This is a genomic window from Vibrio sp. 10N.247.310.24, assembly GCF_041467175.1.
GTDB classification, from domain to species: Bacteria; Pseudomonadota; Gammaproteobacteria; order Enterobacterales; family Vibrionaceae; genus Vibrio; species Vibrio tasmaniensis_A.
Genome location: NZ_JBFSUD010000001.1, coordinates 138,393 through 163,607, shown reverse-complemented (window position 1 = coordinate 163,607; position 25,215 = coordinate 138,393). Strand labels below are relative to the sequence as shown.

Genomic DNA, 25,215 nt, shown 5'->3' with positions numbered 1-25,215 from the left:
GAGACACAATTACTCTTTATCGCCCAAACTGGTTAAATTTTAACAGTGACAACTATCCTGCCAGAGGGGGATTATAAAGCCTGCCTAAACGTCATTGCTCCTGAAGAAATTCAACTATATGTATTTGTCATCGGGTTACTTGCGTCTACCCACAACATTCGTGGTGATTATCAATCAGCGTATGCTTGTTACTCAGAAACACTAGAAAACTTACACCTAGTTGATGACAATTTTAAGTCACTTATATTCTGTAATCTAAGTGACTTGCACTTAAGCTTAGAAAAATACGAACAAGCGAAGCAATATGCTCGTAAAGCCATTATTTCATCTCAAAATGCGAATCGCCTGTTAGATTGTGCTGTCAGCCATTTAAACCTAGCCTATAGCTGTGCACATACAAATGAGTTTGAGCAAGCGGTTAGCGCCATTATGGAAGCGAAAAGAATAGGCACCTCGCTTTCTAGTCACAGGACGATAGCTCTTTGTCATAGTTACCTAGGGCAAACCATGCTCTTGTGGGGAGGCTTCGATGATAGTGATGTATTAGATGCATTTTATCAGGCAGAAGAGCACTTCAAAAAATCGAGAGATGAGCATAATCGAAAAGAAAATTTGGTTTACTGGTTTCAATTCTTAGAAGGCATTGGAGAGCGAGAACAAGCAAAAGTAGGGTGCGCTTTTCTCGAACAGAATTTTGATCTAAAGAGTAGTTACCGTTCTTATGCTATCTATGCCCAAACTAAGGCGAAGCTCTTTCGAGATGAAGAGGATTGGTCTGGTTTAGCGGCACTTCAAACTCAGCATGTGGATCTTTTAGAAAAACACATGAGAAGTTATGAGCGCGAACAGAGCGAACGTATTCTAGAAGGGGTAGGTACCATTCAGAGTAAGAAGAAAAATGACGTTCTGACTCAAATGCAAAAATATATGGGTGCGCTCACTGATATTGGTCAATTCATAGCAACCGCTGCAGATTTAGAAAGCGTACTGCCTGAGATACTCCATAAGATAAATATGATTCTACCAACATCTGAGTTTGGGATTGCTATGTATGACGATAAATTAGACATACTCGACTACCGCTATTTTGTTGATACTCAAGGATTAATACCGAACCTAAAAGTAGTTTGCCAAGAGAACCAAACCATTGGTACGTATGTGATTCGCAAGCGAGCTACCGTTCATTTTAATAGCGCGACAGATGCGGCTCTAGAACCCTATATCGGTAAAACCACACAAGACGATAATTTCGTTACGTTTCGTGGCGAGCTTGATACTAACTCAATGATTCTAACGCCAATCATTCTTAATGAAAAATTAATCGGCTTTCTGTCAGTTCAGCATCATCTACCAAACCAATATCAGGAACACCACTGTCAGCTTATAGAACATTTAGCTAGCTTTATTGCCGTGTCGCTAGAAAATCAAAAGCAACGACAGCGTTTAGAAAGTGCGAATCAAACACTCGAAATCTTGAGTACTACTGACCCACTAACAGGTCTAGCTAATAGATATCAATTAGATAACATCACGCCAGTCTTAATACATAACGCTTACTACCAAAAACAATCTCTAGCGGTCCTTATGATCGATGTTGACGAGTATAAAGCTTATAACGATTTTCATGGGCATTTAGAGGGCGACGAAGCGCTTCGTATTATCAGTCGCTTACTTAAAAAAACATTCACAACCAAGAATGACTACCTTTTCAGATATGGCGGTGATGAGTTCATGGTGATTTGCTTCGGACAGAGTAGTAGTGATATTGAAAATAAGGTTGTCACTCTGCGAAAGATGTTAAATGAAGTCAAATTAGCAAACCCTAAAGCTCTCTATGCGGAACAATTAACACTCTCTATTGGTGGGGTTAACGTCGACTTAGCCAGTGACAATGTGGATCGAAACTTTAAAATGATTTGTGATATTGCAGACAAACAGCTCTATCAAATCAAAGAAAATGGCCGTAACAACTATAATTTGGTCGATTGCAGATTACTTAAAGTCGAGCTTGTTTAGTTCAACTCTGTATACAACCCCCCATAAAAAGAAAGCCCCTGATATCCAATATCAGGGGCTTCATCTATTTAGAGTATGTATTACTCTGAATTCGCTAGCTTAAAGCTAACAATCTTGTTTATTTACACACGACCTTGCAAAGGAATGATCGTCACCGTTTCACCGGCTTTTACAGTGTCTACCGCTGGTGAAATCTCGATTAGACAGTTTGCTTCGCTCATTGAACGTAGAATACCTGAACCTTGCTTACCGGTTGTTTTTACTTCAAGCACGCCTGATTCGTTCATTGAGAACACGCCACGGCTGAACTCAGTACGACCTTGACGAGAACGTAATTGCTCAGTCGCTATCGCGTTCGCTTTCACTGGTGTCCAGTTAGTTTGACCTTGTAGCTTGCGGATTGCAGGTTCTACAAAGTTAATGAACGACACCATCACGGCTACTGGGTTGCCAGGTAAACCGAAGAAAGGTTTGTCTTCAATTTTGCCGTAAGCAAGAGGGCGACCTGGACGCATGTTGATACGCCAGAAGTTAATCTCACCCAACTTATCTAACGCGAGTTTGATGTAGTCAGCATCACCAACAGACACGCCACCAGAAGTCAGAACCATATCGGTCTCTAACGACGCAGCATGAAGTACATCCATCATCTTTTGTTCGTCATCTTCGATAATGCCGTAATCAACGATGTCGCAACCTAGCTTTTGAAGCATGCCGATGATAGTGAAACGGTTCGAGTCGTAGATAGAGTTTGGCTTTTGCTCAACGCCCGGTGCCTGAACTTCATCACCCGTTGAGAACACACCCACCTTCACTTTACGCAGAACAGGGCAGGTACCGAAACCTAACGACGCCATCATACCCATTTCTGGTGCTTCGATGCGTGTGCCACGTGTAAAGACAGGTTGGCCAATTTCTAAATCTTCACCGGCCATACGGACATTTTGTCCAACGGAGATTTTCGCATCTGGGAAGCTAACTTTATCGCCATCTTGCACGGCTTGCTCACGCATCACAACAACATCAACGCCATCTGGCATTGGTGCACCCGTCATGATCTTAACAGCTTCACCTTGTTGAACGGTTTTGTCGTAGCTGTGACCAGCCATAACTTCAGCAACAATGTTGTAGCTATCCAATTCAAGATCTTCACTACGAATCGCGTAGCCATCCATTGCAGAATTAGTATTCTGTGGGACGTTGATTGGCGAGATCACATCTTCAGCCAACACACGACCGTAGCCTTGCAGTAATTCAACACTCTCTGTGAGATCAAGCGCGTCAATGCTATCAACAATCTTTTGTTGGCCCTGAGTTACGGTTAAACCTGCTGGAGAGAACGAATCACAACACACCGCGGGCGCTGCGTCTTTTGAAGATGAGCATGACGCTGCTTTGCCTTTTGTAGAGGAAAGGTCAAAGGACTGCGCGTAATCGATGATGAAATCACGAATCGCTTCTAAGTCGTTGATCGACATTTGAGGTAAGTCAGATTCAACGTGGCTATCAGCAGCAATAGCAATGATGTTGTCATCGTTTTGGTACAACCAAGGTTTACCCACTTCATCACGGTGAAGCTCGATTTTAGGGAAAGCAATGTTCTTACAGCCTTCAACCAAAATCAGATCAAGTGTGTTGGTATCAAAACGAGTCAACAGGTAATCAAAATCGGCTTCTGCTTCTGGAGTCTCAGTCATCATCACATGACGGTTACGCGAAGCTATCAGCATTTGATTTGCGCCCGCTTTGCGTAAACGGTAGCTGTCTTTGCCCGGCTTATCGACATCAAAATCGTGGTGAGCATGTTTTAGCACACCAACTTTTAAACCCGACTCTGTCAATAAAGGAAGCAGAGCTTCTAATACGGTTGTTTTGCCTGTGCCACTGTAAGCAGCAAACCCCAATAGAGGAAGGTTAGGGCGTTGTTTAGAATCTTTCATTATTGAAGCGTTCCGAATTGGGTGAGTTCTTCTGGCGTGTTGAGATTAACAAAGCAGTTAGGAGAATCGCTAAAATCAACGTATTCCGTGACACACTCTTTGTACAGCAAGATAATTTTACGATCACCACGTTCCAAAAACGCTTCTAACTTTGGTAGAACACGTTTGTGGAATAGGGTGAATACTGGTTGCTTAAATTCGCCATCATGCGCGACAAGAATGTCGCTGTCTTCTTTTACTGCTGCACAAAAACGTTCAACAAGGTCATCACTAATCTGTGGGCTGTCGCAAGGGACAAAGCCGACCCAATCTGTGCTCGCGTTTTTAAGGCCAGCATGAATGCCGCCCAATGGGCCTGGATAGTCAGGGAAAGAATCGGAAACAACCGGTGCAAATGCTTGGTAACTGTCTAAGTTACGGTTGGCATTGATGGTAATGCTGACATCTTGTTGTGACAGCTTGTTAATAACGTATTGAATGAGCGGAGAACCGTTGAGCTCAACGAGTCCTTTATCTTTTCCGCCCATGCGGCTGGCTTGTCCGCCAGCCAAAATAACCCAACTAGTTTGCGTTGGAAGCAGCATAAATATTCTCTTGTGCTTTGTTCTTTTTAATAACTTGCAGAAGCGGTGATTCAGTCAAAGTGTTGTCCTTGATCCACCACTGCTTCTTACATAAATCGGTTAACGCGTTAGTTTGGTGGCTAGTGATGACCAAACTCGCGCCTCTCTGAAGAAGATCTTCGGCCATAATCACCAATCTTTCAATAGATTCTTTGTCTAAAGAAGCACTTGGTTCATCCATAAGCAAGATTGAAGGCTTAAGAATCCAAGCACGGGCCATTGCCACGCGTTGGCGCTCACCACCAGACAACACAGAAATGTGCTCATCTGCCAAGGTTTCTAAACCTACCATTCTTAATGCATTAATTATTTGAGCTCGCTTATCTTTTTGACTCTCTTTATTAAAGCGAATGCCATAAGCGACATTTTGGTACACCGAGCCATCAAAAAGGTAAGGAGTTTGGTGGAGATAGATGATGTCTTTAAATTTTAACCGAGGAAACAGGCTATGTTGCCAGCTTTGTGTCGGAGACTGAATACGGCCAGAGCTCGGCTTGATCAATCCTGATAAGATTTTAAGTAGGGTCGTTTTGCCAACGCCATTGTCCCCTTTGAGATAAATGGCATCGTTGGGGCCGATCGACAATTCGGGGATGTGGAACAAAACACGCTCTTTGTAGCGCATTGAAATTTGCTGCGTTGTTATTTTTATACTCATGACAGCGTTCCTAAGTTCTTAAATAGCCTTTTCCTCTCACACTGGAAAGGAAAAAGTTAAGGGCTAATGCCAATGCTAATAACACCATACCGAGGGCGACGCCTTGAGCGAATGCGCCTTTGTGGCTTTCCATGGCGATAGCTGTTGGGATGTTTCTTGTCATCCCCATAATGTTGCCACCCACCATCATTGAACAACCTACTTCTGTGACGATACGAGAGAAGGCAGCAATGGTTGCAGCCAATAGAGGGAAACGAGTTTCCCAAATCAAGGTACACGCGACTCGTGTTGTTGATACGCCAAGAGTGCGCGCTGTTTCTACTGCTCGGCGGTCACTGGCCTGCAGAGCGCCATGCATCATCGCAACTAGGATAGGGAAACAGATCAGCATCTGACCTAGAATCATCGCCTTTTGCGTGAACAGTAATTGCCAGTCACCTAAAGGACCAGAACGAGAGAGCATCATGTACATCAACAAGCCAATTACCACGGTCGGTATCGCTTGTAAGGTGTTGATCACCGAAAGCAGCGCCCATTTACCGGGGAATTCGGTGTAAGCCAGTAAGAAAGCCATAAGGATTGCAGGAACAATCACTAATGAGATGGCGGACAAAGATACGCTGAAGGATACCGCGACGATTTGCCACAATTCGTGGTCAAAACTCACCAGTAGATTCATTGCATCAATCGTTGTTTGCCATAGGGTCATGAAGTATCTCGTTTGAATCGATAATAGGCTTTTATCGGTAGTGTCTGATGTTAATCATAGCTGACACAAACTATTTGAGCCTGTATTGGTCAGCTATTGTTTCTAAGCGTGAATGCCTTTAAAGCAAGACGGTTTTTAAACGTGATTATTTAGGTGGTCTCGTTGACTGTTTAGTTAAGCGTAGCGCTAGTTGGTTAGGGTTAAACCTTCAACGCTACGCTTTACTCACAACCCACGACTCATTTCTTACAACAAGCTATTCTGCGCTTGCAACCAACTATTCTGCGTTTGCAACAAACAGCTGTTTGCCGTGCAGTTTAAAGTCGTTGATCAGTTTCTGGCCTTTAGGGTTAACCAACCAATCACTGAATACTTTCGCTGCTTGGTAATTGATGCTTGGGTAGCGTTCTGGGTTAACAAGAATCACTTGGTAAGGGTTAAATAGGTTCTTGTCGCCCTGGAACAACACTTTAAGGTCAAGTTTGTTTTGGTAAGCCAACCAAGTACCACGGTCTGTCATGGTGTAGCCTTGCATTTCAGACGCCATATTCAGAGTTGGGCCCATTCCTTGACCAACACTGCGATAGCCGCCGAAGTTTGGCTCCATCTTAGTTTGCGCCCAAATACCCATCTCTTTCTTATGAGTACCAGAGTCGTCTCCACGAGAAACAAACGTCACGTTGTTGTTCGCGATTGCTTTGAACACATCAGCTACTGCTTTTTGAGATTTAATCTTCGCAGGGTCGCTTTGTGGGCCAACGATAACAAAATCGTTGTACATCAGCTTACGAGGTAAAACGCCGTAACCTTTTTCAACGAAGTTGGCTTCAGCCTTTGGTGCGTGAGTCATTACCAAATCAACGTCACCGTTTTCACCCATGCGAAGTGATTTACCCGTACCCGCAGCGAGAACATCAACCTTAATACCAGAATCCTTTTCGAACTCAGGCAATAAGTAGCCCAGTAAGCCTGAGTGGTAGGTACTTGTGGTTGTCGCCAATTTGATATGAGTGGTGTCTTCCGCGCTGCTAGCCGTGTAACTGACGATAGATAGAGCTGCAATAGTTAGGGGAATTGCTTTCATTATTATTATGTCCATTCTGTTATAAATGAATGACATGCCTCTATTTTTTAAAGGGCTCAAACAAGGGCATGTGCATAAGACGCTAATTGTTGTAATTAGGAATCTACACCTAATAAGCAATCTTAATGCCAATAAATAGTGCATCAAATTTCATTAAATTGCTGTTATATCAAACAAAACTGCGTCATTTAGGCTAACAAAATGCATTAAAATATGAGCTAGGACAAAATGTCGCACATTGTCCCTGTCGCACAAAAGGTTAATTGGTACACTCTGTCCCAACTTTCCCCATCGGCTAATCATTATGTCTTTACCTAGTTCACCTGCATCGAACCTCAACCCAAACACATTGACTCAATATCAAGCGTTTTCCGTCTTGGTCGTGGACGATGAAGTAGGGATGCAGGCTATTCTAAAGAAGGCTCTGGGTAAGTTCTTTGGCAAGGTATCGAGTGCAGGATCCGTTGAAGAAGCTGAAATACTGCGTTCAAGCGAACATTTTGATCTCATTGTTCTTGATATCAACCTGCCAGGACGCTCCGGCATTGAGTGGGAAGAGGCTTTTAACAACAACGACAAACGTGCTGATGTTATTTTCATGACTGGCTATGCTGATCTAGAGATGACCATATCCGCGCTTAAGCTTGGCGCTTCAGACTTCATTCTTAAACCTTTCAATTTAGAACAAATGATACAAGCTGTACTACGTTGTATGGATAAGCGACTCGACCAAAGAATGCAGTACGCGTTGAAGCGTGATGTTAGTCGTCATATCAAGACCGAACTGATCGGCAATTCAGACAAGACCAAACAGCTTAAATTGCTGATCAGTCAATTTGCTCCGTCTCGAGCTTCCGTTTTGATAGAAGGTGAGTCGGGTACAGGTAAAGAGTTGGTTGCGCGAGGTGTACATGAAGCCAGTAAACGCACAGGTCCATTTGTGCCAATCAACTGTGGTGCGATTGCTCCAGAACTTCTAGAAAGTGAACTGTTTGGACATACATCAGGCGCATTTACCGGTGCGAAGAAAAACCGTGAAGGCCTTTTCCGAGTCGCAAGTGGCGGCACCTTGTTCCTAGATGAAATAGGTGAAATGCCACTGCCAATGCAAGCAGCGCTGTTACGTGTGTTAGAGCAACGTACTATTCGTCCAGTTGGCAGTGAGAAAGAGATCGCTGTCGATGTACGTGTCGTCGCAGCAACAAACCGAAACCTTCAAGAAGAGGTCGATAAAGGCCACTTCCGTCGCGATCTGTTCTACCGACTCAATGTACTTAAGATTGATGTTGTGCCATTGAGAGAACGACCGTCTGATCTGATAGAGCTTGTTCCATACTTCACTCGTCTTTTATCTAGTGAACTGGGTATGCCGGTTCCAAACTGGGCACATGAAGATATCTTGGCAATGAATGAATACGAATGGCCGGGCAATATCCGCGAACTTAAGAACTTAGTCGAAAGATGCATTCTTTTAGACAAGCCACCAGCACACTATTGGCGAGAAGTGAATGGTGATCCAGCCCCAACCAGCATTTCAGTGACGGTGTCACATGGGGCGGAAATACCAAACTTGAATAATGTAGACGCAGCTGAGGGTTACCCGAACACTTGGACACTCAAAGAAGTCGAGAAATCTCACATAGAACAACTGGTGAGTTTTCATGATGGCAATAAATCTGCAGCAGCGAGAGATCTCGGTGTGGCGCGTAAAACACTAGAGCGTAAGTACAAAGAATGGAACACAGAAGGCTCTGAATATGCCGATTAGACGTCATTGGTGGACAAAGTGGGCGTTCCGGTTCAAAACCATGGTGCGTTATCGCCTGCTATTTCTAACATCCGCTCCCATCATTCTTACTTTGTGTGCGCTTGTCGCTATAACACTGTATTGGTCAGTACATTACACGTGGCAGGGTGCTCTGATTGATGTCGATGAGCGTTTGGATGTTGCCGACAACAGTATCCATTTAATTCAGAACCAACAGGCCTATAACGTTCAAGCATTTGCTGAGTCTTACAACTTCCGAATCAAACTCACGAGTGATATTTCGAAAGAAGAGCTCACACGTTGGGTTTCAGAAAACAAATCTCGCTATGAACTCGATTTTCTACGCTGGCGTAGCGTCGAGAGCATGGAGAAAAAGCTTGAATACCTCAACCTGACACACAAAGAATCGTTCTTTAGTGTATTGAGCCAAAACGAACTCAACGATTTAGACCAAAACCTTGCCAGGCAAGCCGAAGTCCCAATGCTCAATAATCAAAACGTTGAAACTCGAGGTTTAGTTAGCCGCACTGTTGTGTCAATTCGAGACAAGAATGATCACGTTATTGGTTTTCTTGATGGCGGGATCCTACTTAACAACAGCACACAGTTAGTTGATCAGATCAGCAACTTGATCTATCCACAACGTGATGGTTTTAATCGCCGCATTGGTACGGTTACCGTATTCCTTGATGATCTGCGTGTCAGCACTAATGTGCCATTAAGCAGTGAAGACAGTGCAGGGCGCGCAATTGGTACTCGCGTTTCTCATGAGGTTCATTCAAAAGTCTTGAATCAAGGGCAAAAGTGGTTAGACCGAGCATATGTTTACGACGCTTGGTACATCACCGCTTATCAACCAATCCACGACCAGTTTGATAACGTTATTGGCATGCTTTATACCGGCTATCTAATCTGGCCACTCGTAGAGACGTATCTGACTAACCTTGGTGAAATCAGCATTACCATCATATTACTGCTGTTAGCTTCAGGTTTGATCGTACACCGTGGTGCACGCGATCTTTTCAACCCAATTGAACGCATCCATAAAGTTGTAAAGCTAGTCCAAATGGGGCAAGACAAGCGAATCGGTACGTTGGGTTTGGATGATCAACATGAACTTACGTTGCTTGCGAAACAGTTCGACAAAATGTTAGATCTGCTCCACGAGCGTAATCAAGAGATTCAACAAGCGGCGTCTGAACTCGAATGTAAGGTTCATTCTCGTACCGCCAGTTTGAAAGAGAAAACGGAAGAACTCGAACTGCACATCCAGCTTCTTAACCAAGCTAGAGATAAGCTGGTGGTCAACGAAAAATTAGCCGCGTTAGGTGAGTTAACCGCAGGTATTGCCCATGAAATCAATAATCCGACAGCAGTAATTCTAGGCAACGTTGAGCTAATGAAGTTTGAACTAGGTGACGAAGTGGCTCGTGTAGACGAAGAAGTCCACGCGATCATGGAGCAGATCGACCGAATCCGAAACATCACGCGAAGCTTACTTCAATACAGCCGACACGGTGGTGTACAAGACGAAATCACTTGGCAACATATCAATCCAATTGTCGATGAAAGTATTACGCTCGTAAAAACAGGCGCAAAAAAGAAAGGCATTGTGTATGTCTCGCAATTGAATGCTAAAACCTCAGTCGAAGTGAACCGAAACCAATTGCTGCAAATTCTAGTTAACCTGCAAATGAACGCGATTCACGCGATGGACGGACAGGGCACATTGACTATCTCGAGTGAAGATTGGGTTGAAAATGGAGTATCTCATGGGGCTATTGTTCATGTTGAAGATGAGGGCTGTGGTATTAAGGAAGAACAACTGAAACGTATTTTCTCTCCTTTCTATACCACCAAAAGAGACGGTACAGGCTTAGGTTTGTCCGTTTCTCAAAGTATTTTGAGCCAAACGGGCGGCGAAATACGAGTTGAATCCGAAGTAGGTAAAGGAAGTCGCTTTAGTATCTATCTTCAGCAAAAAGCCACACCGCAGTTATTAGTGTCTAACCTTTAGTCGTTCATAACGCGAATAGAAAAACACCTCCGCACTTAAGATAAGTTCGGAGGTGTTTTTATTTATGGCCCGTTATTTCAAACAATTACAAGCCATGTCGAACAATTACAAGCGTCTAAAATATGAAAAGCCTAATGCGCTGCCACTGAAATCTTCGGTGGGTTGATGTTGTGCTTCTTAAACTCTTTCATCACACGCAGGGTAATGTCGGTTTCAAACAATTTCTCATACGCGGTGTCCACCACATAAGCCTTACACGTCAACTGTATCGCTAGGTAGTTGTCGGTAATCGTCTGTTTAACCAGAACCGTTACAGGCTTTGGCAAGTGTATGTAACGACTTGAAGACGCGGCTTCTTGAATCAGGTCGCGGGCTAGGGTGATGTCTTCATTCATACCGACGTAAAACGGAATCACCACTTGCATGTCCAATGCGCCATAGTTACCACTGGTGGTCACTTCATTTAAGAACTTGTTGTTCGGAATAGTAATGATGTCATCGTTCAGGGTTCTCATTCGTACCGAACGTAAACCAATGGTGATGATGTCGCCGTAGTTGCCTTCGAACGTGACACGGTCACCAACCTGAAACGGTCTGTCAATCATCACAGTGATGCCGGCGATAAACGATGCTGCCAAGTCTTTAAGCGCAAAGCCGACCGACACGGCGAGCGTACCACCAATCAAAGCTAAGATTTGGTCGTTGATTCTAAAGCTCATCATGAACACGATAAGACCGGTGCTCACGTAGATAAAGAACTGAGTAAACGATTGCAGCTTTTGTAGCAGCATTCGATATTGCACGAACTGACTACCAAAACTGGTCACTAACGAATTGATGAACTTAAGCAACAACCACATTGCGGCAATAACGACCATGGAGAAGAACACGCCGCTCCATCGCACCAAGCTCGCTATCTTAGAGATGTTTTCTACGTTAGCTAACTCTTCCGTCGCAAAGGTCGGGAAACTGACAGCACTTGCCAAGCCAACAAATAGTAGGATAAATAACTTCTTCATTTTACTTCACCAGTAGATGTTGACGATCAAGAACGTTAGTAATGTGGCGGAACCAGTGCTCGGAAATTCGAGCCTTTTCTTCATGCCAACCAATATAACCACGGCTTTCAAAGTAACGCAGAATCCCCGTTATCTCTGCCGTGCTCAGCTGTGTACATTCAGACAACACTTCTGGAGAAGCGATTTCCAGTTGTACAATAGAACGAAGTACAGCCAACATAGGTTTAGGCATATTCTCTAGTTCTTGCGCTTCAGGGACATGGAATAAACGTACTACCGCTTGATCGGTATCTTTGTTTCGATTCAAAGAGAGTCGGAAGAAACGCAGCGCAACGGTAGGGTTGCCATCAGAGTAGTGCCACAAAATTCGATAGAAACCTTGGCGTGCACGTTCTTCTTCACTCATATCATCTTGGTCCCATTGCTTAGGGACCACTAAGCCATCAAAAGACAACGGCTTCTCAAGCTCCGTATTGATACGGCTATTTAGAAGTTCACCCACTTGTTTCTCTGTCCAACGCGGAAGGAAGCACACTAAATCAAACAGCAGACGCTCACCACGCGCTCTATCCACAAATCGCCAACTTGATTTGGCGATCGATATCACGACACGGTGGTTCTTTTTAGAACGACGCAGAAGGTTGGTCAAACGAATCAAATCAGACAGACCGCCAACCATTGGTTTCACCAGTCGTTGAGCGTTATCTATCGCGATAAGGTAAGTGGTATAGCTCTTACGAAGGTGCGCTAATATTTGAATTTCAGTCGCTTCTTCTTCCAAGCCGATGCTCACGGCTAGATGTGCCAACAGCTCTTGGTAACCCGCGTAAGGGCAGCTTACATATACGGGCTCAGCGTTAGATACTTTGTGCAGCAAAGTATAAAGCAGCGTTGTCGCGCCCACACCACGCTCGCCTGAAACAATACAGATAGCCGGGCTGTCTGACATCAAGTAGCGAGACAGTTGCTTAACCTCGTCACCGGCATAGTCAATTAACGTGCTGTCTATATTACCTGGCAGAATGTATTCATACGTTTGATCGCCTTTGATTCGAACCAAGTTTTGCTGATTCTTATCAAGATCTGACTGCTTAGCCACTTCGATTCTAAAGAGATACGCCAAAGCTAGGCTAAACAGCGTGTAATTAGATAGCAAGGCCATTATGCGGTGTTGGAAGTTGTAAACGCTCAGCCACACGATACCAATGGCCGTCGCCAATACATTAAGTAAGAACGTATCCTTACGGTTTACCGCCCAATTCACCCATACCGGACGCTCAGAAATGTGTTGAAGCGTATCGAAGACTTTCGCTCTCCATAACCTGAGCACTGAAACCGTAACCAATACAAACCAGAAAAACAGGGCGCTATATATCCAACTATAAATCGTGCCTTTGCCTAGCGTAATACTTGATATTTGCAGAATCACACCCGCCACGATGAAGCTCCACACGTAACGGCGGATAGTCGATAGTCGCAGCGCGATCACTTCTTGATTGGATGTACGACCCAAACGGTAGGCAAATTCCAAAATAAAGCTGATGGCAATCGAACCACCTAGAATCCACCACGTGAAGATTTCCAGGAAAATCAAATGTTGCAGACTAGGGATACTAGAAAGCACTCTCAATGACAATGTGATGGCAATTAGCCAAGCAATCGCACTTTCAGCGCGGCTGATGTACCAAATGACACGAACCAAGAAAGGAGGATTCGTCTTCGCTTCAAGAAAGTTAATTCGAAACAACTCAATTAAGCGAGTGCTGTTAGCAAGCCACCACACTAAACCGAAATAGATGAACAACACTTTTAACGACGCACCAATCACAGGCACGGGCGAAATAAAGATATCGTTAACTAACGCCTTGAAGCTTCGGATTTGGAAGTATGCAAGATACTCAATATTGAGCTTAGTTAATTCCCATTCTTGCTTAAACTGGGTAACACCATAAGGGCCAAAACCGGTTAAGCGCTCTTTGTTCGCAGAGTTCGTCTGTTCTAGAAGATGTTGTTTACTTACGTTTAAGCTATTCAAAGTGACGTAACTGGTTTGAACCTCAAACCATTGATCGACGTCGTTGTTATCTCTATAAGCTTTTATCTGTTGCTCGAAGATTTTGATTTCCTGCTTTTGAACTCGCAGAACTTCAGCTAACAAGATATTGACTTGGCGTCGGTCCGACGGCTCCATAAAGAGGGGATCGGGTAACGAATCAATTCGAGCATCGAGGTCAACAGCAGAATCGGATACCTGCGGCTGAGATTGTAAGTCATATTCCAAGTTGGCATGACTAGGCCATGAGAGAATGGCTAAAGTGAGGAGTAAGAAGCGCGATAGTGAACGCATAAAAGTCTCTTAGAATTATGAGGTTAGGATTACTATAGTTAGATAATCTTACTTTGTGAAATCCAACCCCGTATCGGGGGCGAGTACTTTATTCCTGTTTCGATCGATTTTGTCATGAAATTGTCAGGGATTAGGCTAGTCTTGGCTATGTCTGTGCCTGCTTTGATCGGGTTGGTTTTACTGTAACTAATCAGCATACGATATATTCGATGGTCGGCATGATTTGGGACGTTATATCTCTCCCATTTTAGGGCGCCGTTTGATATTTTGTTTTCCCTGAAAATCAGCGGCTTTTCGTCAATAAATAGAAAATCAAAAGTGTGAGTCAGCTCAAACTATGATTTTGTTGGGTTATCACTCACTTAATAGCGGGTAATTGCAATCAAGACTTGCAGTTAAAGCCCCGAACAAGTAACGTTGCGGCGTTTTTCACATTAAAAAGGTAACGGCATTGATCTCCACAGCAAATATCACCCAACAATTCGGCGCTAAGCCACTTTTCGAAAATATTTCAGTTAAGTTCGGCGAAGGCAACCGCTACGGTTTAATCGGCGCGAATGGCTGTGGTAAATCGACGTTCATGAAGATCCTATCTGGTGAACTTGAGCCAAGTGCTGGTAACGTAAGCTACGATCCAAACGAGCGCGTAGCTAAACTAAACCAAGACCAATTTGCTTACGAAGAATTCACGGTAATCGACACGGTTATCATGGGTCACAAAGAGCTTTGGGCTATTAAGCAAGAGCGTGACCGCATTTACTCTTTGCCTGAAATGAGCGAAGAAGACGGCATGAAGGTAGCTGATCTTGAAGTTCAGTTCGCTGAAATGGACGGTTACATGGCAGAAGCGAAAGCGGGTGAGCTTCTTCTTGCGGTTGGTATTGAAGAATCTATGCACTTCGGTCTAATGAGCGAAGTAGCACCAGGTTGGAAACTTCGTGTTCTATTGTCTCAAGTACTGTTTGCAGACCCGCATATCATGCTTCTTGACGAACCAACGAACAACCTGGACATGGACACCATCAAGTGGTTGGAAGATACGCTAAACCAACGTAACTGCACAATGATCATCATTTCGCACGACCGTCACTTCCTAAACTCTGTTTGTACACACATGGCTGACCTTGATTACGGCGAACTTCGTCTATTCCCTGGTAACTACGATGAGTACATGACAGCTGCGACTCAAGCTCGTGAGCGTCTACTGTCTGACAACGCTAAGAAGAAAGCACAAATTGCTGAACTTCAAACGTTCGTATCTCGTTTCTCTGCTAACGCATCTAAAGCGAAGCAAGCAACGTCTCGTGCTAAGCAGATCGATAAGATTCAACTAGACGAAGTTAAAGCATCTAGCCGTCAAAACCCATTCATCCGTTTCGAACAATCTAAAGAACTATTCCGTAATGCACTTGTGGTTGAAAACCTATCTCAAGGTTTTGAAGAAGACCTATACAACAAGTTCGACGGTATTTTTGAAGTAGGTGAGCGTGTTGCTATCATCGGTGAGAACGGTGTGGGTAAAACAACGCTACTTAACACACTAGCTGGCGCTCTTGAGCCACGTACTGGTGAGTACAAGTGGTCTGAAAACTCAAACATCGGTTACTACGCTCAAGATCACGCACACGATTTCGAGACAGACATGAACTTGTTTGATTGGATGAGCCAATGGCGCCAAGAAGGCGAAGACGAGCAGGTTGTTCGTGGTTTCCTAGGTCGTATGTTGTTTGGTCAAGACGACATTAAGAAATCTGTAAAGGTTATCTCTGGTGGTGAACAAGGTCGTATGCTTCTTGGTAAGATCATGATGCACAAGCCAAACATCCTGCTTATGGATGAACCAACGAACCACATGGATATGGAATCTATCGAAGCGCTTAACTTGGCTCTTGAGAACTACAAAGGCACATTGTTCTTCGTATCTCACGACCGTGTATTCGTAGACTCGCTTGCAACTCGTATCCTTGAAATCAAAGATGGCAAGATCAACGATTTCCGCGGTACTTACGCTGAGTTCTTGAAAGCACGCGGCTAAGCTTTAAGTTAGCCTTAGTTTTCAACTCAATGCGTTGGAAATTAAGCCATAAACTATAAACTATAAACTATAAACTATAAACTGAAAATTAAAAACGCCGTCATACTGAAAAGCATGACGGCGTTTTTGTATCTTGTATCTAGCTAAGTATCTATCCTTGATGGATCACTAACTCTTTACATCAGAACTTTACAATTAGAAGCGGTTAGTGAATCACCAATCGAACCTACGCTTTTTTCCGACTGCTGATTATTCACCTTTCACATCGAATTCAATCTTCTCTGCGCCAGTGAACACTTGGAAACGCAGACCTTTAGCGCGAGCAATGGTCGTAATGCCAAATTGCTGAGCCAAATCTAAACCCATTTGCGTTACGCCTGAACGTGATAACAGAACAGGAATACCCATCTGCGCCACTTTGATGACCATTTCAGAAGTCAGGCGGCCAGTAGTGTAAAAAATCTTATCTTCACCAGACTCTTTGTTAAGCCACATCTCACCAGCCAACGTATCTACCGCATTGTGACGGCCAACATCTTCAACAAACGATAGAACCTTATCGTCTTTGCAAACTGCGCAACCATGTACCGCGCCAGCTTTCTTGTAGGTGTCGTTGTAATGAGTTAGTGCTTCTAGAGCGGTGTAAATTTCAGATTGCTTAATCTTGGTTTGAGGCACTTGGTAATCTTCCAACTGCTTCATCACGTTACCAAACATGGTGCCCTGACCACAGCCAGAGGTCACCGTCTTCTTCTTAAGCGCTTGCTCAAGCTGGCTCGTATCTTCATTGGTAATGACCGCTGCAGAGCTGGTTTCCCAATCAATGATGATAGATTCAACTGCTTCAGGGTCAGAAAGGAAGCTTTGGTTCTTCAAATAACCCAAGACTAAAGATTCAGGACGCGAGCCGAGCGTCATCAGGGTTACGATCTCTTTCCAGTTCAACATGACGGTAAGAGGGCGTTCACAAGCGATCTGTTTGGTTAGCTTCTCACCATATTCATCAAACACTTCAACTTCGATTGTTTGAAGTGGGTTTTCACTAGTTTTTATTATGTTTGGTTTTACCACAGTCACGTCCTACTTAATGAGATAGCGATTTAAAGAGATAAGAAGTTAACAAGAGGGTCTAACGCCGATCTTGTTCATCGATTCTTTAACTCATGCTTAAAGCAAATCTTATTCCAAAATAACGGGGATTCAGGAAAACATGAAGCATTTGATTAAAATAGCGCAAAATATGAGAGTTCACCGAGTGGAGTTGTTCGAATTTACGTGTATCGACTACCGTTATAGATACGACTCAATAACGAAAGCCATCATGTAAGATGGTAAAAGTTAACGTGTATTGGCGTGTTTATTGCTTGATAGCGCTTATAGGATTGAGCTAAGTACAAAATGTCCTAAGCACATTCAGACCAGAGAAAATCAATTGGGTGAAGTATGTCTGAGATAAAAGAATTCAAAGAACAATATGAAAAAACAGAAGCAGCTTGGCCAATCGGTGTCCAAAGAATAGAGAAAGAGATCAAAACAGGTATCTGGGTAACCACTCAATGGGAATTGAAGGGGTTTGAACTGTCACCAGAAGATGACGCCCAAGACGTTTGTTTACTTCAGTTACACAAAGACGAACGTACTGACTACCGTTTCAATTTAAGCTCCCAACAACCAAAGCTTTTCTTAGTAATGGATAATGTCGATTCTGATGTTAAGCCCGTCATTCAGTTACTTACTGCCTCACAAACCGTTGCAGGGCAATACATGGACGGTGACAACCAAGTACTTTCCTACGACATTCCTTTGCCCGTACAGGCTTGGATGGAAGCGTTCATCGGTCGTCATGGCGAGTTATTAGAAACAAGACGTAAGAAACGCAAAGGCGCGGGAAGAGCAAATGGCAACTAACTTCTTTAGCCGTTGGTCTCAACGAAAGCTTGATGGATCCACTGACGAACCTTTGGAAGTAGAGCAAACACTGGAAGCACCAGAACTCACTTCTTCTGATTCTTCATCTTCTGAGATTTCGCCTGCTGATTTTTCGTCTGAAATAGAAGCAGCAGCGCCTCAGTCTTTAGAAAGTGAAGCTTCAGAAACCAATGAAGACGTTCATGTTGCTGACGTTCAAGATCCCGCACCAGAAGCCACTGAAGACTTGTCTGTTGCTCAATTATTGGTATCAGAAGCTTCAGAAAGCGTAAAAAAAGCCGCATTGCGTAAACTATTCCTCTCAGAAGAGTTCAACGTTCGTGATGGTTTAGATGATTACGACGACGATTACAGCAATTTGAAGTCTCTGTCTGAAGGAGTTGCAGAAACTCTTCGCGATTGGGTAAAAGACAAGACAGAAGAAGACACAGTAAACGAACCTGAACAAGCCGCTGATAATGAAGAAGAAACTTTGATTGATGAGGTTGATGACTCTATTAATGAAGCCGAAGAGACCGAGTCAGAATTCAGTGAAAGTGACGAAATTGCGGGGGAAGAAAAAGAACTGTATAAAAACACAGTACCAGATAATGACGCTACAATGTCAGACGAAGCTGACCTGACAGAGATGGGACAAAATATACCACACAAATAATAGGTACATTTTGACTAAACACTCAATGAACCGCTTGCGACAAAATGTCCCAAGCGGTTTTTTTATACGTACAATAAACGCCACAAAGCATTAAAGCACTGATATATAAGAATTATTAAACTGGCATGGCATTTGCTAAATAACGTTCATTATCAACTTTTTTGTAGATAGACGAGTTCAGGGTCTAACGAATGGCACACTAGCTAAAGAGTTAGTTGTTAACGGATTACTCAGCAAGTTCTCTATCGCTTACTACAATGAAGGTTGAACAGATTATCCATGTCCATAGATGGAACTGAGCAATGCTTAAACAATTATTAGAACAAGCAACTTCAAATAACGCTAAAGCAAGACTGTATGCATTTGAAAATACAGTAGAGTTAACAAATCTGATTCCACCTACTGTTAGCTACGAAAGCGGCGGTAATACACTTGTTATTGGTCCAACTGCGATCATTGAAAGTGCTGCGGCGCAATTACCTCAATTAACGAGCTTAACCTTATTGTCAACAGACGGCGAAAAGGGCACAAACCCAGAACTGTACTTCGCAAATTCGGTTCAAGTATCGGGTTTCCTCGGCACGTTTGAAGTCGTGATTGAGAGTAAAGGCACATCAAGCAACCTAGCGAAAGTCGCCATTAATCACGATTGTTTCGATGTTGTTCTAGACCTATGTCTGAATAGTTGCATGACTGAAGAAGTACCTGTTCCTGGTTATTACCCAGTAGGGCGAGGCTATCCAAAACTGGCGGAAGCACTGGAAGAGATTCCAACGCTAATGGGTACTTTTGATAAGCCTAAGTTTTTCCGTCTAGACACTGACCTTTGTGCACACAGTTCTCGTGGCGTAAAAGGCTGTGAGCGTTGTGTTGATGCTTGTCCTGCTGGCGCGCTATCAAGTGAAGGCTCAGACAAGACAGGTCACAAGATCGAGATTAACCCTTACCTATGTCAGGGCGTTGGGACTTGTGCAACAAGCTGTCCTACAGAAGCGATTACCTATGCGCTTCCAAATCCTGACGATACCCAAAAATTCATTGAACGTACGCTAGCTAACTATGAGCAAGAGGGCGGCCTGGATCCTATCGTGCTTATCTGTAGCTCACGTCATGAAACTTACAACGTGATGGCTCTTAAAGCGCTACCAGATAACGTGATTCCAATCGTTGTTGAAGAATTGCCTTCTATTGGTATTGATACTTGGTTTGCAGCGTTAGTGAATGGCGCAACTCAGGTTCTGTTTGCTGCTTCTCGCTTTATGCCAGAGACGATCATTCGTGTCCTAAATAACGAAGTAGGGATCGCTCAAGAGTTACTAGACCAAATCGGTGTTCCAAAAGAAACCATCGATATCCTGTATTTAGAATCTCTACGTGAAGGGCCTCCAACACTGTGTGTTGATTCGTTCGATCTTGCACTTGGCGATCTTCAAGGCAATAAACGTCAACGTCTATTCACAGCACTTGACGCGATGTCTTCATCTCGTATTCCTGTTGAAAACATTGTAGAGCTCCCTTCGAATGCGCCATACGGCACGGTTTCGTGTGAAAGCAAAGATTGTACTTTGTGTATGAGCTGTGTGGCTGTGTGTCCGACACGTGCTCTGCATACCGATGGTGCCTCTCCATCACTTAAGTTTGTAGAACAAGACTGTATTCAATGTGGTCTGTGTGAAAAGGCATGTCCTGAGAATGTTCTGACTCTGACTCCTCGTATGAATTGGGTGAAAGAAGAACGTCAGAAGGCTGTTGTGATTCATGAAGAGAAAGCAGCGGAATGTTTACGTTGTCATAAACCATTCGCACCGCAGTCTATGATTGACATGTTACAAAATAAGTTACGCGGTCACTCTCATTTCTCAGATGAGACAGCAATTAATCGTATTGCGATGTGTGAAGACTGCCGTGTGGTAGACATGTTCGATTCAATGGCTCAAGACCCATTGAAACAATTGAAATACTAGGAGTTGGCCTTGGATACTAATTTGGATCAGGCACAAGAGCCTGAGCTCGCAAAAGAATTAAAGCAAGAACAGACACTAAGAACTGAAATCTATCTGGTTCTTTCTGCATTGTTTCGTAGCGCACCTTCTGAAGAGGTGATCGACTTTCTAAAGACACTAGACATTGAAGCGTCTGAAAGTGCGATGCAAAAGGCTTGGATTGCGATTCAACAAGCAGCAACTGAATCAAACCGCGAAGCACTAGAAGATGAATATCAGAATCTTTTCATTGGCATTGGTCGTGGGGAGATTGTTCCATTTGGATCTTGGCACAGAACAGGATCGATGATGGAAAAACCATTAGCTGAGATCCGTCACGATCTTGAATTGCTTGGCATTGAACGTGATGAGCAGGTTAAAGAGCCTGAAGATCATATCGCGGCTCTTTGTGAAGTAATGGCGATGCTAACCGATGAAGAAGACGCGCTACAACAAGCCGTTTTCAATAAACATATCGGGCCTTGGTTTAACTCTTTTACACGTCAGCTTGAAAGTGCAGAAAGTGCGAACTTCTACAAATCAGCAGCACAGCTATGTGAAGCATTCTTAACGTTGGAGCAGGTTCGTTTCAGCGTGAATACAAAAAGCAGTAAACACAAATTAAAGATTGATGTGAAAAACGTCACTGATTACGAGTAATCGAGCAGTACGCGATTATATCGATAGAGGGGCATGAAGCCTCCAAAAAGATCTACCGTAAGGTAAGGAAGCAATGATGAAAGATAATAAAGAAATAAACTCAAGCCGTAGGGACTTACTCAAAGGCTTAACGACTGCAGCCGTTGCTGGTGCGGTTGTCGCTGGAACAACGAAAGTGGCAACAGCTTCAGAAACGGTTGAAATGCCGAAAGAAGACATGAAGAAGACTGGCTATCGTGAAACGCAACACATTCGCGATTACTACGACACACTTTAGGAGATAACGGATGAAACTTGTCAAACGCTCCGATAGTGTGAGCAAAGAAACCAATCAACTGGGTGTGTCTCGACGTGCCTTCATGAAAAACACTTCATTAGCCGCTGGTGGTGCGGTAGTAGGCGCAAGTCTATTCGCACCGGGTATGATGAAAAAGGCGCAGGCTAAATCAGTCGACCCTGAAGCGAAAACAGAAGTGAAACGTACTATCTGTTCTCACTGTTCTGTGGGTTGTGGTATCTACGCTGAAGTTCAAAACGGTGTTTGGACAGGTCAAGAGCCTGCATTCGATCACCCATTCAACGCTGGTGGACACTGTGCGAAAGGTGCAGCTCTGCGTGAACACGGCCACGGTGAACGTCGTCTTAAGTACCCAATGAAATTGGAAGGCGGTAAGTGGAAGAAGCTTTCTTGGGAACAAGCGATTGAAGAGATCGGTAACAAAGCGCTAGAACTTCGTAAAGAGTCAGGCCCTGATTCGGTTTACTTCCTAGGTAGTGCAAAACACAGCAACGAGCAAGCTTACGCATTCCGTAAGATGGCGTCGCTTTGGGGCACCAACAACGTTGACCACCAAGCGCGTATTTGTCACTCAACCACAGTAGCCGGTGTTGCAAACACTTGGGGTTACGGTGCAATGACAAACTCGTTCAATGACATGCACAACTGTAAATCGATGCTGTTCATTGGTTCAAACCCAGCAGAAGCTCACCCAGTAGCGATGCAACACATCTTAATCGCGAAAGAGAAGAACAACTGTAAGATCGTTGTTGCGGATCCTCGTCGTACGCGTACTGCTGCGAAATCTGATCACTATGTTTCTCTTCGCCCAGGTTCAGACGTTGCGTTTATCTGGGGTGTGTTATGGCATGTCTTTGCTAACAAATGGGAAGACCAAGAATTCATCCGCCAACGTGTATTCGGCATGGACGAGATCCGTGAAGAAGTTGCGAAGTGGAGCCCTGCTGAAGTTGAGCGTGTTACTGGCGTAAGCGAAGAAGACGTTTACCACACAGCAAAACTGCTTTCTGAAAACCGTCCGGGTTGTATCGTTTGGTGTATGGGTGGTACTCAACATACTACAGGTAATAACAACACACGTGCTTACTGTGTACTTGAGCTTGCGCTAGGTAACATCGGTAAATCAGGTGGCGGTGCAAACATTTTCCGTGGTCACGATAACGTACAAGGCGCAACTGACCTTGGCGTACTATCAGACACACTACCGGGTTACTACGGCTTGTCTGAAGGTTCTTGGCGCCATTGGTCTAAAGTTTGGGACATCGACTTTGACTGGGTGAAAGGACGTTTCGACGACAACGCATACGGTGGTCAAAAACCAATGAACAGTGCAGGTATTCCTGTCTCTCGTTGGGTTGATGGCGTACTTGAAGACAAAGACAAGATTCGTCAGCGCGAAAACATCCGTGCCATGTTCTACTGGGGTCACGCGGTGAACTCTCAGACTCGTGGTCCAGAGATGAAGAAGGCAATGCAGAAGCTGGATATGATGGTTATCGTTGATCCATATCCAACAGTTGCAGCAGTAATGAACGATCGCACAGATGGCGTTTACTTGCTTCCAGCAACCACTCAATTTGAAACCTACGGCAGTGTAACGGCATCAAACCGTTCTCTACAGTGGCGCGACAAGGTTGTTGATCCTCTGTTCGAATCTAAGCCTGATCATGAAATCATGTACCTTCTTTCTAAGAAGCTTGGTTTCTCTGATCAACTGTTCAAAAACATCCGTGTTGAGAACAACCAACCATTGATTGAAGACATCACTCGTGAATTCAACAAAGGTATGTGGACGATCGGCTATACAGGTCAAAGCCCAGAACGTTTGAAAGAACACCAACAAAACTGGCACACGTTCCACAAAACAACGCTTGCTGCAGAAGGCGGCCCAGCGAATGGCGAGACTTACGGTCTTCCTTGGCCATGCTGGGGCAACCCAGAGATGAAACACCCAGGTACGCATATCCTTTACGATACGTCTAAACCTGTTGCTGAGGGCGGCGGTAACTTCCGTACTCGTTTCGGTGTCGAATTTGAAGGTCAAAGCCTATTGGCTGAAGACAGCTACTCAAAAGGCAGCGAAATCAAAGATGGTTACCCAGAGTTCAGTGACAAACTGCTGAAACAACTGGGGTGGTGGGACGACCTAACAGCAGAAGAAAAAGCCTCTGCTGAAGGCAAAAACTGGAAGACTGACGTTTCTGGTGGCATCCAGCGTGTGGCTATCAAGCACGGTTGTATTCCTTTTGGTAATGCGAAAGCGCGTGCGATTGTTTGGACATTCCCAGACCGCGTACCACTGCACCGTGAACCACTTTACACACCACGTCGTGACCTAGTTGCTGACTACCCAACATGGGATGACAAGGAAGCAATCTTCCGTGTTCCTACGTTGTACAAATCAATTCAAGACCAAGACAAGTCTGCTGAATACCCAATCATTCTGACTTCTGGTCGTCTGGTTGAGTACGAAGGTGGTGGTGAAGAAACACGTTCAAACCCATGGCTAGCTGAACTTCAACAAGAGATGTTTGTTGAAGTGAACCCGAAAGACGCAAACGACATTGGCTTCAAAGATGGCGATGATGTTTGGGTTGAAGGTGCTGAGAAAGGCCGCATCAAGGTGAAAGCGATGGTTACTCGTCGTGTTAAACCGGGTTTAGCGTTCTTGCCGTTCCACTTCGGTGGTAAGTTTGAAGGTGAAGACTTACGTTCTAAATACCCAGAAGGCTCTGATCCTTACGTTATTGGCGAAGCTGCCAATACAGCAACCACATATGGTTACGACCCTGTCACGTTGATGCAGGAAACGAAAGTAACCCTTTGTAATATTCGTAAAGCGTAAGGAGTCTTAAAATGGCTAGAATGAAATTTCTTTGTGACACCAAACGTTGTATCGAATGTAATGGTTGTGTCACTGCATGTAAGAACGAAAATGATGATGCTCTGGAATGGGGTATTCAACGTCGCCGCGTTGTCACACTGAACGATGGCGAACCGGGTGAAAACTCTATCTCAGTCGCATGTATGCACTGTACTGATGCCCCTTGTATGGCAGTTTGCCCAGCAGACTGTTTTGAACATACAGAAGACGGCATCGTACTTCACAATAAAGATCTGTGTATCGGTTGTGGTTACTGCTTGTTTGCTTGTCCGTTTGGCGCACCTCAATTCCCTAAACAGGAAGCCTTTGGTGAGCGCGGTAAAATGGACAAGTGTACCTTCTGTGCTGGCGGCCCTGAAACAGAACCTGGTTCTGTGGAAGAGCGTCAGAAGTACGGTGCGAACCGTATTGCTGAAGGCAAGCTACCAATGTGTGCTTCTTTATGTTCGACCAAAGCACTACTAGCGGGTGATGCAGAGAAAGTCTCTGATGTATTCCGTCAGCGTGTTGTTGAGCGTGGTGCGAAGGGTGCAGGCTGGACAGACGGCAACGACCTTTCTTACGATGCGATGAAGAGCTAGTTAGGAGAGA

19 protein-coding genes are annotated in these 25,215 nt (G+C 44.3%); 11 read left to right on the top strand and 8 right to left on the bottom strand.

What is annotated here, in order from left to right; all coding sequences use genetic code 11:
- Window positions 1–45: 45 nt before the first annotated feature.
- On the top strand, window positions 46–2,016 hold the full coding sequence (locus AB6E08_RS00665; protein WP_372159584.1) for a diguanylate cyclase: 1,971 nt from the start codon (window positions 46–48) through the stop codon (window positions 2,014–2,016).
- 122 nt (window positions 2,017–2,138) lie between these two features.
- Here the strand turns inward: AB6E08_RS00665 and AB6E08_RS00660 are convergent, their stop codons facing one another.
- The 5 genes from AB6E08_RS00660 to AB6E08_RS00640 all read right to left on the bottom strand — a co-directional run bounded on the left by AB6E08_RS00660 (window position 2,139) and on the right by AB6E08_RS00640 (window position 7,030).
- Complete coding sequence (locus AB6E08_RS00660) at window positions 2,139–3,956, bottom strand: bifunctional molybdopterin-guanine dinucleotide biosynthesis adaptor protein MobB/molybdopterin molybdotransferase MoeA (RefSeq protein WP_009846745.1); 1,818 nt, start codon at window positions 3,954–3,956, stop codon at window positions 2,139–2,141.
- Window positions 3,956–4,540, bottom strand: coding sequence for a molybdenum cofactor guanylyltransferase MobA (mobA, locus tag AB6E08_RS00655; RefSeq protein WP_009846744.1), 585 nt, complete (start codon window positions 4,538–4,540; stop codon window positions 3,956–3,958). The genes AB6E08_RS00660 and mobA overlap by 1 nt, the downstream gene beginning before the upstream one ends.
- Complete coding sequence (locus AB6E08_RS00650) at window positions 4,518–5,237, bottom strand: energy-coupling factor ABC transporter ATP-binding protein (RefSeq protein ID WP_009846743.1); 720 nt, start codon at window positions 5,235–5,237, stop codon at window positions 4,518–4,520. Before AB6E08_RS00650 ends, mobA begins: the two co-directional genes overlap by 23 nt.
- Window positions 5,238–5,247: 10 nt before the next feature.
- Window positions 5,248–5,946 (bottom strand): ABC transporter permease, encoded by a 699-nt coding sequence (locus AB6E08_RS00645; RefSeq protein ID WP_009846742.1) that lies wholly within the window; start codon window positions 5,944–5,946, stop codon window positions 5,248–5,250.
- A gap of 277 nt (window positions 5,947–6,223) precedes the next feature.
- The gene (locus AB6E08_RS00640) at window positions 6,224–7,030 is read right to left on the bottom strand and encodes a substrate-binding domain-containing protein (protein WP_372064927.1); all 807 of its coding nucleotides are present in this window, start codon (window positions 7,028–7,030) and stop codon (window positions 6,224–6,226) included.
- A 304-nt stretch (window positions 7,031–7,334) separates the two neighbouring features.
- On the opposite strand from AB6E08_RS00640, the gene AB6E08_RS00635 reads away from it, so the two are divergent.
- Complete coding sequence (locus AB6E08_RS00635; RefSeq protein ID WP_032499808.1) at window positions 7,335–8,798, top strand: sigma-54 dependent transcriptional regulator; 1,464 nt, start codon at window positions 7,335–7,337, stop codon at window positions 8,796–8,798.
- Window positions 8,788–10,815: a cache domain-containing protein gene (locus AB6E08_RS00630; RefSeq protein ID WP_017100051.1), complete on the top strand. Its 2,028-nt coding sequence runs from the start codon at window positions 8,788–8,790 to the stop codon at window positions 10,813–10,815. Before AB6E08_RS00635 ends, AB6E08_RS00630 begins: the two co-directional genes overlap by 11 nt.
- Window positions 10,816–10,946: 131 nt before the next feature.
- Here AB6E08_RS00630 and AB6E08_RS00625 read toward each other — a convergent pair whose 3' ends face one another.
- Together AB6E08_RS00625 and AB6E08_RS00620 are read right to left on the bottom strand one after the other, a co-directional pair.
- Window positions 10,947–11,834 (bottom strand): mechanosensitive ion channel family protein, encoded by an 888-nt coding sequence (locus AB6E08_RS00625; RefSeq protein ID WP_372064932.1) that lies wholly within the window; start codon window positions 11,832–11,834, stop codon window positions 10,947–10,949.
- Between the two features lies 1 nt (window position 11,835).
- On the bottom strand, window positions 11,836–14,181 hold the full coding sequence (locus tag AB6E08_RS00620; RefSeq protein ID WP_372064935.1) for an ATP-binding protein: 2,346 nt from the start codon (window positions 14,179–14,181) through the stop codon (window positions 11,836–11,838).
- Between the two features lie 451 nt (window positions 14,182–14,632).
- Between AB6E08_RS00620 and AB6E08_RS00615 the strand changes: the two genes are divergently transcribed.
- Window positions 14,633–16,216 (top strand): ABC-F family ATPase, encoded by a 1,584-nt coding sequence (locus tag AB6E08_RS00615; protein WP_009846736.1) that lies wholly within the window; start codon window positions 14,633–14,635, stop codon window positions 16,214–16,216.
- 249 nt (window positions 16,217–16,465) lie between these two features.
- On the opposite strand, the gene fdhD is transcribed toward AB6E08_RS00615, so the two are convergent.
- The gene (gene fdhD, locus AB6E08_RS00610) at window positions 16,466–17,287 is read right to left on the bottom strand and encodes a formate dehydrogenase accessory sulfurtransferase FdhD (RefSeq protein ID WP_009846735.1); all 822 of its coding nucleotides are present in this window, start codon (window positions 17,285–17,287) and stop codon (window positions 16,466–16,468) included.
- A 372-nt stretch (window positions 17,288–17,659) separates the two neighbouring features.
- Between fdhD and AB6E08_RS00605 the strand changes: the two genes are divergently transcribed.
- The 7 genes from AB6E08_RS00605 (at window position 17,660) to fdh3B (ending at window position 25,205) form a co-directional block, all read left to right on the top strand.
- Window positions 17,660–18,124 (top strand): DUF3305 domain-containing protein, encoded by a 465-nt coding sequence (locus AB6E08_RS00605; RefSeq protein ID WP_372045553.1) that lies wholly within the window; start codon window positions 17,660–17,662, stop codon window positions 18,122–18,124.
- Window positions 18,114–18,800 (top strand): DUF3306 domain-containing protein, encoded by a 687-nt coding sequence (locus AB6E08_RS00600; protein WP_372064939.1) that lies wholly within the window; start codon window positions 18,114–18,116, stop codon window positions 18,798–18,800. The genes AB6E08_RS00605 and AB6E08_RS00600 overlap by 11 nt, the downstream gene beginning before the upstream one ends.
- 302 nt (window positions 18,801–19,102) lie before the next feature.
- Window positions 19,103–20,764, top strand: coding sequence for a 4Fe-4S dicluster domain-containing protein (locus tag AB6E08_RS00595; RefSeq protein ID WP_372064942.1), 1,662 nt, complete (start codon window positions 19,103–19,105; stop codon window positions 20,762–20,764).
- Window positions 20,765–20,773: 9 nt separating this feature from the next.
- Window positions 20,774–21,442, top strand: coding sequence for a molecular chaperone (locus AB6E08_RS00590; RefSeq protein ID WP_029225439.1), 669 nt, complete (start codon window positions 20,774–20,776; stop codon window positions 21,440–21,442).
- 76 nt (window positions 21,443–21,518) lie between these two features.
- Window positions 21,519–21,719: a twin-arginine translocation signal domain-containing protein gene (locus AB6E08_RS00585; protein ID WP_048610996.1), complete on the top strand. Its 201-nt coding sequence runs from the start codon at window positions 21,519–21,521 to the stop codon at window positions 21,717–21,719.
- A 10-nt stretch (window positions 21,720–21,729) separates the two neighbouring features.
- On the top strand, window positions 21,730–24,585 hold the full coding sequence (locus AB6E08_RS00580) for a formate dehydrogenase subunit alpha (RefSeq protein ID WP_012603933.1): 2,856 nt from the start codon (window positions 21,730–21,732) through the stop codon (window positions 24,583–24,585).
- An 11-nt stretch (window positions 24,586–24,596) separates the two neighbouring features.
- Window positions 24,597–25,205, top strand: a complete 609-nt coding sequence (fdh3B, locus tag AB6E08_RS00575) for a formate dehydrogenase FDH3 subunit beta (RefSeq protein WP_004733723.1) — start codon at window positions 24,597–24,599, stop codon at window positions 25,203–25,205.
- Window positions 25,206–25,215: the final 10 nt, after the last annotated feature.